Raw genomic sequence first — 14265 nt, 5'->3', positions numbered from 1 at the left:
CTATGCTGACTGTTCCGTCAGCGCTTGTGCGGTTCGGGATTGGTTGGGGCGGCCCAAGGTCGCCGAGATAGCGTTACCCGCATCGATAAGCGCAGACAGGTCAATGCCGTGGTGAATGCCGAGGCCGCTGAGCAGGTACACAACATCCTCACTTGCCACATTGCCCGACGCCCCTTTTGCGTAGGGGCAGCCCCCTAAGCCGGCAACCGAACTATCGATGGTCGCAATGCCGCGCAGCATTGCCGCGTAGATGTTGACCAGCGCCTGACCATAGGTGTCGTGACAATGCACGGCGAGCTGCTCGGGTGATATTTCGGCAAGCAAACAGTCGAGTAAACGGTTCATCGACGCGGGGGTGCCCACACCAATGGTGTCGCCCAACGATATTTCGTAGCAGCCCATCGCCAGCATTTCCCGGCTCACCTCGAGGACCTTCTGTGGTGAAACGCTGCCGTCATAAGGACAGCCGAGCACGCAGGATACATAGCCGCGCACGCGTATTTTGGCGTCGTTGGCTCTTTGCATTACCGCTTCGAAGCGCTTGAGGCTGTCGGCAATACTGCAATTGATATTCTTTTGCGAGAAGCCCTCCGATGCAGCGGCAAATACCGCCACTTCTTTTGCCCCAGCGGCGAGCGCGCGGTCGAGTCCCTGCAGGTTGGGCGTTAATGCGCTGTAACAGACCTCGTCGTCGGGAAGGGCGGCAAACACTGCTTCGCTGTTGGCCATTTGCGGCACCCACTTGGGGTTCACGAAGCTACCGGCTTCAATATGCTTGACGCCAGCGTTTGCAAGCCGCTGAATCAAAGCCACTTTGTCGGCAACGCTGATGGCGTGTTTTTCATTCTGTAAGCCGTCGCGGGGGCCGACTTCTACCAGCTTTACGCTATTGGGGAGCATGGCTAGGCCTCCTCGAAACTGAGTAAGCTGGCGCCACCCTCAACCAGGTCACCTTCGCCGAAGTGGAAGCTGGCAACGTGGCCGGCTGATGGCGCGGTCACGCTGTGTTCCATTTTCATGGCTTCCATAATCATCAGTACATCGCCCTGTTGGACTGACTGCATGGGCTCTACCAACAGACTGACGATGCGCCCATTCATCGGCGCTAGCAGCCCGCCATGTTGCTCGTCGCTGGCACTTTGATAGCGATGGGGCTCACAGCGCAATGCCTGGCCACGTTCGGTGAACAACAGACAATCGTCTTTGGTGCTGCGGCGCAGCTGTTTTCTACAGCCATTGATTTCCACCGTCACACTGCTGCCATCGAGGTTACCGTTCACGTGGAAGCTCTGGCCATCGATGGTTAAGGCCCAGCCATCACTGAGGTGGCTGACGCCAACATTGACTCGCTGCCCGTCGATCGTTAACGCGAGTTCACGTGAGCGGGATAGGTTCAAGCGCCAACTGTCCTGTTTCCAGGGTGAGTCGCTACTGCACTGAGTGCTTTCGCAAAGCAGGTAGTGGAGAGCGGCTAGGGCGTGTAGCTGGGGCTGTTGCTCCGCTTGACGCTGTTGCTCGTCGCGACGCATATCGTCGTAGTGTTTGTCGATGAAGCCGGTGTCAAAGTCAGCGGCTTCAAAGGCAGTGTGGCTGGCCAGTTGATACAGGAAGTCTCTGTTCGTGGTCAGGCCATCAATATGACATTCACACAGTGCCTGTTGTAAGCGTTTGAGCGCACGCTCGCGGTCTTCATCCCACACGACCAATTTGGCGATCATGGGGTCGTAGTACATGCTGATGGTATCGCCAGCAATGACCCCTGAGTCGACGCGAGTATGGGCGTTTTCAGTGGGAAAGTGCAGGGTGTTCAAGCGTCCCGTCTGCGGCAAGAACTGTTGCTCGGGGTCTTCGGCGTAGAGCCTGGCTTCAAAGGCGTGTCCACGAATTTGCAGGTCCTGTTGTTGGCAGGGCAGTGTCTCACCGCTTGCGACCAGAAGCTGCCACTCCACCAAGTCTTGGCCGCTGATCATTTCTGTGACGGGGTGTTCTACCTGCAGGCGGGTATTCATTTCCATAAAATAGAAACTGTTGTCGCTGTTAAGCAGAAACTCCACCGTACCCGCGCCGCGGTAGCCAATCGCTTTTGCGGCCTGCACGGCGGCGTCGCCCATCGCCTCACGCAGTGACGCGCTCATGCCTGGGGCCGGCGCCTCTTCAATGACTTTCTGGTGGCGGCGTTGCAGCGAGCAGTCGCGTTCAAACACATGAACGGCATTGCCGTGGCCGTCACAAAATACCTGAATTTCCACGTGGCGAGGGCCGGTGAGGTATTTTTCCACCAGCATTTTGTCATCGCCAAATGCATTGATGGCCTCGCGGCGGGTGGCCGCCAAAGCGCTGTCAAAGTCCTCGGCTTGCCAGATAATGCGCATGCCTTTACCGCCGCCACCGGCGCTGGCCTTGAGTAACACCGGGTAGCCAATATCGGCCGCCGCCTGTTTTAGCAGTGCGTTGTCCTGGTCGTCCCCGTGGTAGCCTGGCAGCAGCGGCACGGCGGCCTCGCTCATAATCGCCTTCGCTGCCGACTTGGAACCCATGGCCTCAATCGCGCTTACAGGCGGCCCAATAAAGACGATGCCAGCGGCATCACATGCTCGACAGAAGTCAGCGTTTTCCGACAGAAAACCGTAGCCGGGGTGGACGGCTTCGGCGCCGCTGCGCTGTGCGACGTCGAGAATTTTGTCAGCGCAGAGGTAAGACTCAGCCGCGGCTGAAGGGCCGATATAGTAGGCCTCATCGGCCTGGGCAACGTGCTGGGCGTTGCGGTCGGCATCGCTGTATACAGCAACGGTTGCCACGCCCAGGCGTTTGGCTGTGGCGATGACCCGACAAGCGATTTCGCCGCGGTTGGCGATCAGGATTTTATTGAACATTTTACTCTCCGCTATGCCAAGCAGCTTGGCGTTTTTCCAGGAAGGCGGTCAGGCCTTCTTGCCCCTCTGGGGAGACGCGAATATCGGCGATGCGCTGACAGCTATCTTCGATCAGCGCGCTATTGGTTTCGCAATTTTGATAGTCCAACACTAGCTGTTTTGCCGCCCGCATGGCGCAGGGACCATTGGCGAGCAGCTGTGCAACCAGTTGCTCCAGGCGGTCGTCGAGCTGGTCGTCATCGACACACTCACTCAGTAGCCCGAGTTCGGTGGCGGTGTTGGCGTCGAATCGCTCGGCGCTAAGAAAGTAGCGTCGCGCGGCGCGCCCGCCGATAGCGTTGATCACGTAGGGGCTGATGGTCGCGGGGATCAGGCCAATCTTTACTTCGCTCAGGCAGAAGCTTGCTCGCGTATTTCCAATCGCCATATCGCAGCAGCTGACCAGGCCGACACCGCCGCCAAAGGCCGCGCCGTTTACCCGGGCGATGGTCGGATGGGGGAAGCCGTTCAGCGCATCTAGCAGGGCCGCTAATGCGCGGGCGTCGCGCAGATTTTCCTCTACGCTGTAGTTGGCCATGCGCCGCATCCAGTTGGCGTCGGCACCGGCAGAAAAACTCTTACCGTTGGCGGCTAATATCAGCAAACGCACCGCGGGGTTGGTCGCCAGCGTCGTCAGGGCGGCATGTATCTCTGCGATAAGGCTATCGTCAAAGGCGTTGTGAAGTGCTGGCCGATTAAGCGTAAGAGTCGCGACGCCGCGTTGGTCGACGTCGCAGATAAGGGTCGCATCTGTCATGGGCTGCACTCCTACATCCGGAAGACGCCGAAGCGGCTGTCGTCGATGGTTTTATTTAAGCTGGCAGACAAACTCATGCCCAGCACACGGCGGGTATCTGCAGGGTCGATAACGCCGTCATCCCACAATCGTGCCGAGGCATAGAAGGGATGGCTCTGCTCAGCAAATTTATCCAGGATCGGCTGTTTGAAGGCCTGCTCCTGTTCATCGCTCCAGCTCTCGCCCTGGCGTTGGTATTGCGCGCGCTTAATGTCGGCCAGTACACCGGCCGCTTGTTCGCCGCCCATCACGCCGATTCTCGCGTTGGGCCACATATACATAAAGCGCGGCTCATACGCGCGGCCACACATACCGTAATTGCCCGCCCCGTAGGAGCCGCCGATAACGACGGTGAATTTTGGAACCTGGGCGCAGGCGACTGCCATCACCATTTTGGCGCCGTGACGAGCAATGCCGCCGGCTTCGTACTGCTTTCCTACCATAAAGCCGGTGATGTTCTGCAGGAATATCAGCGGGATCTTGCGCTGTGCACACAGCTCGATAAAGTGGGCGCCCTTTTGTGCAGATTCACTGAACAGAATGCCATTGTTCGCTACGATGCCCACCGGGTAGCCGTATAGCCGCGCGAAGCCACAGACCAAACTGCTGCCAAACAGCGCCTTAAATTCGTCGAAGTCGGAGCCGTCAACAATACGCGCGATCACTTCGCGCACATCGAAGGGCTTGCGGCTATCGTTGGGAATAACGCCGTAGAGTTCATCGGCGGCGTAGAGCGGTGCTTTGGTTTCGCATTGCTCCAGCTGTTGCGGCTTTTGGCGATTGAGCTTAGAGACGGCCTGTCGGGCCAGCTGCAGGGCATGCTCATCGTTTTCCGCGTAGTGATCAGCAACGCCCGACTCACGGCAATGCACGTCGGCGCCGCCAAGCTCTTCGGCCGTGACCACTTCCCCCGTTGCTGCCTTTACCAGCGGGGGGCCAGCCAGAAAGATGGTGCCCTGCTGCTTAACAATAATGGTCTCGTCAGCCATGGCAGGCACATAGGCACCACCGGCAGTACAGGAGCCCATCACCACGGCGATTTGAGGAATATTCTTCGCCGACATATTCGCCTGGTTATAGAAAATACGGCCGAAGTGTTCGCGGTCTGGAAAAACCTCATCCTGGCGGGGCAGGTTGGCGCCGCCGGAGTCCACCAGATAGATGCAGGGTAAGTGGTTTTGTTCGGCGATCGTCTGCGCGCGCAGGTGCTTTTTGACAGACAGGGGGTAATAGGAGCCGCCTTTAACCGTGGCATCATTGGCGACAATCATACATTCGATGCCGCAGACCTGCCCGATACCGGCGATGACGCCCGCCGCAGGCACGGACTCGCCGTAGACTCCTTCAGCCGCCAGCTGAGCGATTTCCAAAAAGGCGGCGCCGGGGTCCAGCAGGGCGTCAATACGCTCGCGGGCCAGCATTTTTCCGCGTTGGTGATGGCGCTCACGCGCTTTTTCACCACCGCCCTGGGCGATTTCTTCCGACTTGTTGCGCAGTGCCTCGACCTCTTTGGCCAGGGCCTGGTAGTTTTCCTGAAACTCAGCGCTGTGTTTGTCGACACGGGTGTTAAGCACGGTCATAGCAGGTCTCCAATCACTTAGCGGGTTTCGTTAAACAGTTCTCGACCGATCAGCATACGGCGAACCTCAGAGGTGCCAGCGCCAATCTCGTAAAGCTTGGCATCGCGAAGTAGGCGGCCTGTCGGGTAGTCGTTGATGTAGCCGTTGCCGCCGAGAGTTTGAATGGCTTGCAGAGCCATTTGTGTGGCCTTTTCAGCGGTGTACAGAATGACGGCGGCGGCGTCTTTGCGGGTTTCTTCTCCGCGATCACAGCTTTTGGCGACGGTGTACAAATAGGCCCGGCTGGCATTGAGATCGCAGTACATGTCGGCGACCTTGCCCTGCATTAACTGAAACTCGCCAATGCTCTGGCCGAATTGGGTGCGCTCGTGTAAGTAGGGCACCACGACGTCCATGCAAGCCAGCATAATCCCCGTTGGCCCGCCAGACAGCACCGTGCGCTCGAAGTCCAGGCCGCTCATCAAAATGCGCGCGCCGTCGCCCTCATTGCCCATGAGGTTTTCTGCAGGGACCTCACAGTCCTGGAATACCAGCTCGCAGGTATTTGAGCCGCGCATACCCAGCTTGTCGAGTTTGGGGGAGCGGGAGAAGCCCGGGAAATCGCGTTCGACAATAAAGGCACTGATTCCCTTGGAGCCGCCCTGTGGGTCAGTTTTGGCATAGATCACATAGGTGTGAGCGTCGGGGCCGTTGGTGATCCACATTTTGTTGCCATTGAGGATATAGCGGTCACCTTTTTTCTCTGCCCGGAGTTTCATGCTCACCACATCTGAGCCGGCGTTGGGTTCTGACATCGCCAGCGCGCCGATATGCTCGCCGCTGCATAGCTTGGGCAGATACTTCTCGCGCTGTGCCGCGTTGCCGTTTTTAAAGATCTGGTTTACGCACAAATTGGAATGCGCGCCGTAGGACAAGCCCACAGAGGCCGAGGCGCGGCTGATCTCTTCCATCGCCACAACGTGCGCCAAGTAGCCCATATCGCTGCCGCCGTATTCTTCGCTGACGGTGATACCCAGCAGGCCGAGGTCGCCGAATTTACGCCACAGGTCCAAGGGGAACTGGTTGTCCTTGTCTATGCTCTCTGCCCGCGGGGCAATTTCGGCCTGTGCAAAGCGATAAACGGTTTCTCGGAGCATATCGATGTCTTCGCCGAGGTCGAAGTTAAGGCTGGGGTAGGCGGTGCTCATATCAGGGCTCCTTAGCAGTGATGCTCTGGTCAGGCGAGGCGTTGTCTAAAGCGTCAAGGCATCGCGTCTCTGCGGCATCGAGTTCTTGTAATAGGGTTTGAATATCGTTGAGTTGTTGCTCTAGCTGCTGGCGCTTTTCGCGAATTTTGTCGATCAGTCTTTGCAACTGCGGGCTGTTGTCGCGCTGGGGGGCGTACATTTCAATAATGTCGCGGCTCTCCTCCAGTGACAGGCCTAGCCGTTTACCGCGCAGAATCAGTTTCAGCTTGGTGCGGTCAGCGCTGCTATACACTCGCGTTTGGCCCCTGCGTATGGGGCGCAGGAGCCCCTTCTCTTCGTAGAAGCGAATACTGCGGGTGGTAATGTCAAACTCCGAGGCGAGGTCGGAGATGCTGTACTGTTGCGTCATTTTGAATGGGTTCAGGCGGTTGTGTTGGATGTTATAGATTACGTTTACGTTAACGTCAACTTTTTGTGTCACTTTTTCGCTGCGCTGTAACGCACTGAGCAAAGGGGGGAGGGAGCCGTCGCTTGAACGCAAACGGCGCCAAGAGAGTAGCGTTAATTCAGCTGGATTTGGCCAAAGTGGCTAACGCACTGATGTGTTGCGTGACCGACAAGGTCACCGCTGCGCTGAACCCAGACCGTGCGCATACCCGCTTGGGCGGCGGCGTCGAGCTCTTCAACAATGTCGGACAAAAAGAGCGTTTGCGCGGCTGGTATGTCCAGTGCGCGGCTGATTTCCCGGTAGGAGGCGGCGTCGCGTTTGGGGCCGGTTGTCGTGTCGAAGTAGTCACTGAATAGCTTGCGAAGGTCACCTGCCTCGCTGTGCCCGAAAAAAAGTTTCTGAGCAAGGATCGAGCCCGAGCTGTAAACACAGAGGGCGATGCCCTGTTTATGCCACTGCGTCAGGGCGGCGACAGCGTCGCTGTAGACATGGGCGCGGAAGTCGCCATTCGCATAGCCGTGCTCCCAGATTAGGCCCTGTAAGCTTTTCAGAGGTGTTATTTTTCGGTCTTCATCTATCCATTGCTCCAGAACACGGATGATGGCCGAGTGGTCATCTGCATTGAGTTTGGCAATGCGGGCGGTTTCTTTAAGTATTCCGCTGACTTTCGGCTCGCGATGGTGCGCGACGACAAAGTCACCCAGATGTTTGCGGGCGTAAGGGAACAGCACTTGGGTAACGAAGTCGATGGCGCTGGTTGTGCCTTCGATGTCGGTGACAATAGCCTTGATCATAGTGTGTCCAGGCGAGAGTAACGCTGGGCAATATCGCTACCGGTGTAGTGCGCCACCCAGCCGTCGGGATTGTTAAAAAATCGAATCGCGAGCAATGCCGGAGTGGGTCCCAGGTCAAACCAGTGTGGGGTGTTTGCCGGGACGCTAATCAGGTCGCCACGCTCGCAAAGCACTTCGTAGACCATGGCACCAATATGCAGTGCAAACAGGCCGCAACCGTCGGCAAAGAAGCGCACCTCGTCTTCGCTGTGGCAGTGCTCGGATAAAAATTTCTCGCGCAGGGCAGCCTTGTCGGGGTGGCTGTTATCAAGACTGATAACGTCGACGCTCTGGTAGCCCTGTTGCGCAACCAGGGCGTCTACCTCGGCTTGATACGTTTTTAACACCGTCTCGGCATCATCACCGGCTTTGACCTCGCTGCGTGTGCGCCACTGTTCAAAGCGCACGCCGAGCGCGGCGAGCTGGTGTTGAATCTCGGCAGCGTCAGTGCTTTGGGTAACGATGTTGTCGCTGTTATCGTCGCGGTACACGCGCAATGCTGTCATGGTGTTGATCCTCGGTTAGCGGCGCAAGCGATGCATTTCCAGCTCGCAGTCCAGCATAAATTCAAGGGCTTCCAGGTGGCGTAAACAGTCGTTCAGGGTTTGCCCCCAGCAGTACAGACCGTGACCTTCTATCAGATAGCCTGGGCACGCTGGGTATTCCTGAAGGTACTGATCTACTTCTATGGCCAACTCGGCGATGTCTTGCGTATTTGCAAAGATCGGAATATCAACCGACGTCGCGTGACTGTCAATGTTGGGAAAAGCCTTTAGCAACTCGTAGTCACGCAGCGTGATTTTGCCGTCGCTGGCGTGGAGCCGGGACAGAATGGTCGCCGTTGCGCTGTGGCAGTGCAGGACCGCGCCGAGGTCTGCGAAGCGGCGGTACAGGGCGGTGTGGAGCAGGGTTTCCGCCGAGGGCTTGCCGTCGCTAAGCGCGGCGCCGTCGAAGTCGACGGCAATAAAGTCGGTGGGGCCGAGCTGGCCTTTGTGTTTACCTGAGGCGGTTACCAGCGCGCTATCACTGTCCAGGCGGAGCGAAAAGTTGCCGCTAGTGGCTGGCACCCAGCCGCGCTGATACAGCTCGGCGCCCGCGGCAGCCAGCGCGATCGCTTTGTCGAAAAAGGTCTTGGTCTTTTTCATGAGGCGCTCCCGGTTGCTGCTTTGTCGAGATGAGCGGCGATGGTGTCTCGCCCTGGCTGATGTATGACACCGTGTTCGGTCACGATGGCATCAATGAGTGACGCGGGCGTGACATCGAAGGCCGGGTTGTGTGCCGGGCAACCTTGCGGCGCAATGGCAGTGCCTTGGCTGTGAGTGATCTCCGAGGCGCTGCGCTGCTCGATGGGGATTTCAGCGCCATCCATCGTGCGGTCAAAGGTGCTCGTTGGCGCGGCCACCATCATCTTTACGCCGTGGTGACGCGCGATAATGGCGAGGTTGTAGGTGCCGATTTTGTTGGCGACATCGCCATTGGCGGCGACGCGGTCGGCCCCGACAATGACCCAGCTGGGTGTCAATTCGCGCATTAATTGAGCGGCTGCACCCTCGGTTGCCAGCGTTACCGGGATAGCGTCTTGCATGAGTTCCCAGCTGGTTAATCTGGCACCCTGCATCCACGGCCGGGTTTCTCCGGCAATCACGCCGCGGAGAGTGCCTTCACGCCATGCAGAGCGAATGACGCCGAGCGCTGTACCGTAGCCGCCGGTCGCCAACGCGCCGGCATTACAGTGGGTATACACCAGGCTATCGGGCTCGATTAATGTCGCGCCGTGGTCGCCGATGCGCCGGTTAATATCGATGTCTTCCTGGTGGATTTGCTGGGCCAATGCCAGCATCGCCGATCCAAGGTCCGGGCCGTTGCCGTACTGTTCCACGACGAGATCGCAACGTTGCAGCGCCCAAAACAGGTTCACGGCAGTGGGGCGACTGTCTGCTAGGGCCTGGCGAGGTGCCGCTAAGGCGTTTGTCCAAGCGGCAACACTGGGCTGCTCACCACATTGTCTACACGCCAATGCCATGCCGTAGGCGGCGGTAATGCCGATGGCCGGTGCGCCGCGCACGACCATGTCGCGAATGGCGTGGGCAACGTCTTCAGCACGGTCATAGCTCAAGTAGGCGCAGGTATTGGGCAGTGCGCGTTGATCGAGTAGTTCTAGCTGGTTGTTGTTCCAGCGGATAGCATCTGGCGTAGACACGGCAAGCCTCCGTTTTTGGGGGCGCCATTATAAGGCAGGGCGTTCTCCGCTGATAGCGGGTAAAATGCTCGCCTTTACGAAACGGCTTGGGGGAATTATGGAAGGCTACACAGTGTGGCTTGTGGCAGGCGCGGTGATCATTTTGGTATTGGCCAGTTACGCGGCGATACTGCTTATGCGGTTGCGCGCGCTATCCAAGGCCCAGCGCGCTGCAGTGCAGGCCGCAGACGACGCAGTGGTAGAATTTCAGCCAGCGAGTAACGAGCACGCCTTGGGGGCGCGCGAGAGTATTCGCGTGTTGGCAAAGTGTTTCCTCGACGGGCAGGTGGGGGGCAGTGAGCTGTGCTTGCGGGTCGCTGTGCTGGTTGATCAGCCGGCTATCGATGCTGGGGTTCGGCAGCAAGCCGAGGTGTTTGTTGAAATGGCGGCAGAACTGGCAGATATCCCCACTCACGATGCCTGGAAATCACTGGGTCGCACCGAGCGTGAGAACTATCGCAAGCATATGGCTGCGCTCGAGGAGAAACACGCCGCTGCCATGCGAGAGGCGGCGGAAATATTAGCCAGGTAATGGGTTTATTGCTGCTCGGGCAGCAGTAAATTGAAGCCGTCGACCATATCGTGCTGCAGCTGCAATTGTGCCTCTAACTGTTTTGGCTCCATCGGGTCTATGCCAAAGATGGATTGATGTAATGGGGCCAGTGTCACGTAGCCCAAAATCATACAGTGGAAGGCCATCGCAGTGGGGGCGTGTATCCACTCGATATTGGGGTTGTTCGCGCCGTCGCTGATAAAGGCGAATATTTTCCGGTACCAGCGCTCGCTGAGCAGAGTCAGCGTTTCATCTTGCGCCAGTGTGGCGTGTTGCACCAGGCGAGCAATATTGGGGCGAGCGCTCAGGTCACTCATGATGGTGTGAATTTGCTCGCGGATCTCCAGGAAGTTGGCAGCCGTGTGGAGTTTGCTGGTTTTTTCCACCAGGGGGGCCATCAGGCGTTCGCAAACTTCCTCGTAAATGGCGAGTTTGTTGCTGAAGTGTTTGTAGATCCCGGGGCTGCTGATACCAACCTGCACGGCGATTTCACTGATAGAAGTCGCGGCGAAGCCCTGCTGTGCAAACAGTTCCTCTGCCACTTGTAAAATGCGCTCACGGGTATTGCGCCGCGTTGTCATGGTGCTGGTCCTATACTGCGCCTATCGTCGACAGGTTTTCCTGAAGCAAAAGCCAGGCCACGCCAGCGGCGCCGCCCACACTCACTATTAACCATGCTAGCGCCTGCCAGCGGTAGCGTCGACTCAGGGATTCGGGTTCTGAGGTGGCGATGATAAACGGTTGTTGTCGATTGGGCGAGTGACGGAGCGTATTCACTGCTTGGCTCGGCGAGCTTTTACGCGCTTCTCGCTCTGCCATGCGAAGGGCCTCCCTGCGCGCCAGCTCCCACTCAGCCGGGTCTATCTCGCCATTGTTATCGCGGTCAAAGCGCTGCACGAGTTTGTCGTAGTCCTGTTTCCAGTCCTTGAGAATCTCCGCCATTCGCGATTGATTGCGCTGAGCGTCGCTCGGCGGGTGGCGGGTTTCAAAAAGGCCCAGCGCGTAGAGTAGGTCGCCCTCGCAGAGAAGCTCTTCGGTATAGCGGTAACGCCGGCCAAACAGCGAGTGCTTGTGCCCCGAAATCGGGTAGCGGCTACTGCCATACCAGCTGCGTTTGCGGTGGCTGGATATATCTGCTTTGTCGGGGAAGATGTAGCAGCGACCACTGCCGTCGTTGAGCAAAAAAGGCTGCTCGCTGCTGAAGCCTTCTATTTTACGCCAGCGGCTGTTTTTGCCACTGCGCTCATAGCGTTCTATGCGATAGCGAAACCAAATGCAGGGGCTGGCCGATAGCTTACTAAGCAACGGCGTGGTTTGCTCCGGGCGCTCGCCGCTGCCGATTAGCTCCACATAGCCCTGCGAGGCTGAGCGGATCTTGGATGTTGGGGTGTCCTCAATGAGGCGCGCGCGTCCCAGCCGAGAAAAGCTGGCAACGGCGGCAACAGTGCTTATTACGCCCAATAAGGCAATATGGAAAAGCCCTTCCATATTGCGCTAGCTGTTGAACAAGGTGCTGATATTCACATCCTTCAATTCTGCTTTTTCGAACTGTAACAAGTCGAAGGCCTTGAAGTTAAATGCTCGGGCAATCAGTACGTCCGGGAACTGTTCTATACGCACGTTGTTATTGTTGACGGCTTCGTTGTAGACCTCGCGGCGGTCCGCAATGGCATTCTCGAGCGCAGAAATGCGGGTGTGGAGATTTTGAAATACCCCATCTGCTTTGAGCTCTGGGTAATTTTCCGCGAGAGCGAAGAGCTGCCCGAGGCTGCTGCGCAAGCCATTTTCCGCTTGCCCGAGGCTTTTTATGTCGTGTTGAGCTTGTGCGTCAGCAACTTGTTGGCGAGCCAGGATAACCTTTTGCAGGGTGTCCTGTTCGAACTGCATATACTGTTTACAGGTCTCGACGAGCTTCGGGAGTTCGTCGTGGCGCTGTTTGAGCAGCACATCGATGTTGGCGAGGTGCTTGGCAACGTTGTGCTTGAGATTCACCAAGCCGTTATACATAAGAACCAAATAGAGTACGGTAAATACCAGTACTGCTAGAAATACCATCGTGCCTACGGCCATGGCGATGTGCTCTCCGTGTTGTATTGTTATTGCAGGACTCAGTTCACCGGCCAATCTGGAGCGGGCAGGCCCATATTTTCCAAAAATACCGGGTTGTAGAGCTTACTTTTGTAACGGTCGCCATAGTCGCAAAGAATCGTGACAATCGTATGGCCGGGACCCAACTTGCGGGCCAGTGCAACGGCGCCCGCGATATTAATTGCCGATGAGCCGCCAAGACACAGGCCTTCATTGCGGAGCAAATCAAAGATGTAGGGCAGCGCTTCCGCGTCCGCGATCTGGTGGGCACTGTCGACTTCCGCCAAGCGTAAATTGTCGGTGATTAAACTAATACCAATGCCTTCAGCGATGGAACGGCCTTCGCCCTGCAGCTCGCCGTGGGTGTAGTAGTTGTAGAGTGCAGAGCCTTGTGGGTCGGCAAGACCGATGTGTATGTCCTTGTTGTGGGCTTTGAGTGCGCGACTGACGCCGGCCAGTGTTCCGCCAGTACCCACGGCGCAGATAAAGCCGTCAACTTGCCCGTCGGTCTGACGCCAAATTTCCTCGCCGGTGGTTTCCTGGTGAATTTTTGCATTGGCCGTATTATCGAACTGGCGCGCCCAAATGGCCCCGTTGGCTTCGCTGTCATTGAGGCTTTCAGCGAGGCGGCGGGCAGTATGAATATAGTGATTGGGGTCGCTGTAGCTTGTGGCTTGAACGAGCCGCAAATCTGCACCATAGAGATCGAGTAATTCAATCTTTTCGCGGCTTTGACTTTGCGGCATTACAACAACACTTTTGTAACCCAGAGCATTGGCGATCAGTGTCAAACCAATACCCGTATTGCCAGCTGTGCCCTCTACAATTGTGCCGCCGGGGCGCAGCGAGCCGTCGCGTTCTGCTTCGCGAATAATGCCGAGTGCTGTGCGGTCTTTGACGGAGCCTCCGGGGTTAAGAAACTCCGCCTTGCCAAGAATAGTGCAGCCGGTGAGTTCTGATACTCCCTTCAGCTGTATTAAAGGGGTGTTGCCGATGAGCTCCGGCATGCTCTTATAGGTCATTACTACTTCTCCACAGCGAATACGTCCATGTTAACGAGCGGTGGACGCGGTCACAAGCGCCTGTATTTAGACTATTGTTGATAAATGCCGATAGCATCTGTGTAGAATCTGCCAGCGCGGTGCTAGGGTACACCTTTGCAAAAATGGAGATTAGGGTGAAGGCAGTAATTCGTGGCTTGATCTGTTTATTCTTTCTAGCGGGCGGGGTTGCACATTTTCTGTTTGCCCAGGAGTTTGCTGCTATCGTGCCGCCGTTTCTGCCATACCCAGTTTGGATTGTTTGGTTAACCGGTGTGTTCGAACTGCTGATTGCGCCACTGATATTTTTACCTAGCTGGCGCCAGCGAGTTGGCCAGATTATGGCGCTGTATTGCATCGCTGTTCTGCCCGCCAATATCTACCAGGCTATGGCGGGCGTTGCAGGCCCCGGCGGCGAGCTGCCTGACACGGTTCTATGGTTGCGCATACCGCTGCAATTTGTGCTGATAGCCGCCATTTTATGGGCAACATCAGGGATGATCCGTAATCAGTCCTCCAACGTAAACGAGGCCTCAAGAGGTTAATACATGGCAAAAGAAGCCACACAACAAGAGCGCACAGGGGCATT

Annotated in this window: 16 protein-coding genes; 2 read left to right on the top strand and 14 right to left on the bottom strand. The window is 57.1% G+C overall.

Features of this window, described 5'->3' with window-relative positions; translation table 11 throughout:
• The 10 genes from AC2Q8J_RS06230 to mtnA form a co-directional block, all read right to left on the bottom strand.
• Positions 1-900, bottom strand: coding sequence for a hydroxymethylglutaryl-CoA lyase (locus AC2Q8J_RS06230; RefSeq protein WP_486452409.1), 900 nt, complete (start codon positions 898-900; stop codon positions 1-3).
• A gap of 2 nt (positions 901-902) precedes the next feature.
• Positions 903-2873, bottom strand: coding sequence for an acetyl/propionyl/methylcrotonyl-CoA carboxylase subunit alpha (locus AC2Q8J_RS06225; RefSeq protein ID WP_486452408.1), 1971 nt, complete (start codon positions 2871-2873; stop codon positions 903-905).
• A 1-nt stretch (position 2874) separates the two neighbouring features.
• Positions 2875-3669 carry an enoyl-CoA hydratase/isomerase family protein gene (locus tag AC2Q8J_RS06220; protein WP_486452407.1) on the bottom strand — a complete coding sequence of 265 codons (795 nt, stop codon included), beginning with the start codon at positions 3667-3669 and terminating at the stop codon, positions 2875-2877.
• Positions 3670-3680: 11 nt separating this feature from the next.
• A complete protein-coding gene (locus AC2Q8J_RS06215; RefSeq protein WP_204995294.1) occupies positions 3681-5288 on the bottom strand; it encodes a carboxyl transferase domain-containing protein in 1608 nt (535 codons plus the stop codon).
• Positions 5289-5305: 17 nt separating this feature from the next.
• Entirely contained in the window at positions 5306-6475 is a 1170-nt protein-coding gene (locus AC2Q8J_RS06210; protein ID WP_204995295.1) for an isovaleryl-CoA dehydrogenase, read from the bottom strand.
• Position 6476: 1 nt separating this feature from the next.
• Positions 6477-6956 carry a MerR family transcriptional regulator gene (locus AC2Q8J_RS06205; RefSeq protein WP_486452406.1) on the bottom strand — a complete coding sequence of 160 codons (480 nt, stop codon included), beginning with the start codon at positions 6954-6956 and terminating at the stop codon, positions 6477-6479.
• 80 nt (positions 6957-7036) lie between these two features.
• Positions 7037-7717, bottom strand: coding sequence for an acireductone synthase (gene mtnC, locus AC2Q8J_RS06200; RefSeq protein ID WP_486452405.1), 681 nt, complete (start codon positions 7715-7717; stop codon positions 7037-7039).
• Positions 7714-8262, bottom strand: coding sequence for a 1,2-dihydroxy-3-keto-5-methylthiopentene dioxygenase (locus tag AC2Q8J_RS06195; RefSeq protein WP_486452404.1), 549 nt, complete (start codon positions 8260-8262; stop codon positions 7714-7716). The genes mtnC and AC2Q8J_RS06195 overlap by 4 nt, the downstream gene beginning before the upstream one ends.
• 15 nt (positions 8263-8277) lie before the next feature.
• A complete protein-coding gene (locus AC2Q8J_RS06190; RefSeq protein ID WP_204995299.1) occupies positions 8278-8901 on the bottom strand; it encodes a methylthioribulose 1-phosphate dehydratase in 624 nt (207 codons plus the stop codon).
• On the bottom strand, positions 8898-9956 hold the full coding sequence (mtnA, locus tag AC2Q8J_RS06185; protein WP_486452403.1) for an S-methyl-5-thioribose-1-phosphate isomerase: 1059 nt from the start codon (positions 9954-9956) through the stop codon (positions 8898-8900). The genes AC2Q8J_RS06190 and mtnA overlap by 4 nt, the downstream gene beginning before the upstream one ends.
• 97 nt (positions 9957-10053) lie before the next feature.
• On the opposite strand from mtnA, the gene AC2Q8J_RS06180 reads away from it, so the two are divergent.
• Positions 10054-10527 (top strand): DUF2489 domain-containing protein, encoded by a 474-nt coding sequence (locus tag AC2Q8J_RS06180; RefSeq protein WP_486452402.1) that lies wholly within the window; start codon positions 10054-10056, stop codon positions 10525-10527.
• Positions 10528-10532: 5 nt separating this feature from the next.
• Here AC2Q8J_RS06180 and AC2Q8J_RS06175 read toward each other — a convergent pair whose 3' ends face one another.
• From AC2Q8J_RS06175 to AC2Q8J_RS06160, 4 genes are read right to left on the bottom strand one after another with little or no spacing between them, the layout of a single operon-like run.
• Entirely contained in the window at positions 10533-11129 is a 597-nt protein-coding gene (locus AC2Q8J_RS06175; RefSeq protein WP_051171304.1) for a TetR/AcrR family transcriptional regulator, read from the bottom strand.
• 10 nt (positions 11130-11139) lie between these two features.
• Entirely contained in the window at positions 11140-12036 is an 897-nt protein-coding gene (locus AC2Q8J_RS06170; protein WP_486452401.1) for a GIDE domain-containing protein, read from the bottom strand.
• Positions 12037-12042: 6 nt separating this feature from the next.
• A complete protein-coding gene (locus AC2Q8J_RS06165) occupies positions 12043-12618 on the bottom strand; it encodes a LemA family protein (RefSeq protein WP_204995303.1) in 576 nt (191 codons plus the stop codon).
• Between the two features lie 38 nt (positions 12619-12656).
• Entirely contained in the window at positions 12657-13658 is a 1002-nt protein-coding gene (locus tag AC2Q8J_RS06160; RefSeq protein ID WP_204995304.1) for a cysteine synthase A, read from the bottom strand.
• Positions 13659-13813: 155 nt separating this feature from the next.
• Here AC2Q8J_RS06160 and AC2Q8J_RS06155 point away from each other — a divergent pair, with 155 nt between their 5' ends.
• Positions 13814-14221 carry a DoxX family protein gene (locus tag AC2Q8J_RS06155; protein ID WP_486452400.1) on the top strand — a complete coding sequence of 136 codons (408 nt, stop codon included), beginning with the start codon at positions 13814-13816 and terminating at the stop codon, positions 14219-14221.
• The last annotated feature ends 44 nt before the right edge of the window (positions 14222-14265 follow it).

The organism is Spongiibacter sp. C9W (assembly GCF_057370015.1).
Note: the sequence above shows the minus strand (reverse complement) of the source record. Positions and strands in the feature narration are given on the sequence as shown.

Coding starts and splice junctions, on each gene's coding strand:
- mtnC (WP_486452405.1), bottom strand. CDS start 7,717: ATGATCAAGGCTATTGTCACCGACATCGAAGGCACAACCAGCGCCATC.
- AC2Q8J_RS06175 (WP_051171304.1), bottom strand. CDS start 11,129: ATGACAACGCGGCGCAATACCCGTGAGCGCATTTTACAAGTGGCAGAG.
- AC2Q8J_RS06180 (WP_486452402.1), top strand. CDS start 10,054: ATGGAAGGCTACACAGTGTGGCTTGTGGCAGGCGCGGTGATCATTTTG.
- AC2Q8J_RS06225 (WP_486452408.1), bottom strand. CDS start 2,873: ATGTTCAATAAAATCCTGATCGCCAACCGCGGCGAAATCGCTTGTCGG.
- AC2Q8J_RS06215 (WP_204995294.1), bottom strand. CDS start 5,288: ATGACCGTGCTTAACACCCGTGTCGACAAACACAGCGCTGAGTTTCAG.
- AC2Q8J_RS06210 (WP_204995295.1), bottom strand. CDS start 6,475: ATGAGCACCGCCTACCCCAGCCTTAACTTCGACCTCGGCGAAGACATC.
- AC2Q8J_RS06165 (WP_204995303.1), bottom strand. CDS start 12,618: ATGGCCGTAGGCACGATGGTATTTCTAGCAGTACTGGTATTTACCGTA.
- AC2Q8J_RS06160 (WP_204995304.1), bottom strand. CDS start 13,658: ATGACCTATAAGAGCATGCCGGAGCTCATCGGCAACACCCCTTTAATA.
- AC2Q8J_RS06190 (WP_204995299.1), bottom strand. CDS start 8,901: ATGAAAAAGACCAAGACCTTTTTCGACAAAGCGATCGCGCTGGCTGCC.
- AC2Q8J_RS06195 (WP_486452404.1), bottom strand. CDS start 8,262: ATGACAGCATTGCGCGTGTACCGCGACGATAACAGCGACAACATCGTT.
- AC2Q8J_RS06230 (WP_486452409.1), bottom strand. CDS start 900: ATGCTCCCCAATAGCGTAAAGCTGGTAGAAGTCGGCCCCCGCGACGGC.
- AC2Q8J_RS06170 (WP_486452401.1), bottom strand. CDS start 12,036: ATGGAAGGGCTTTTCCATATTGCCTTATTGGGCGTAATAAGCACTGTT.
- AC2Q8J_RS06220 (WP_486452407.1), bottom strand. CDS start 3,669: ATGACAGATGCGACCCTTATCTGCGACGTCGACCAACGCGGCGTCGCG.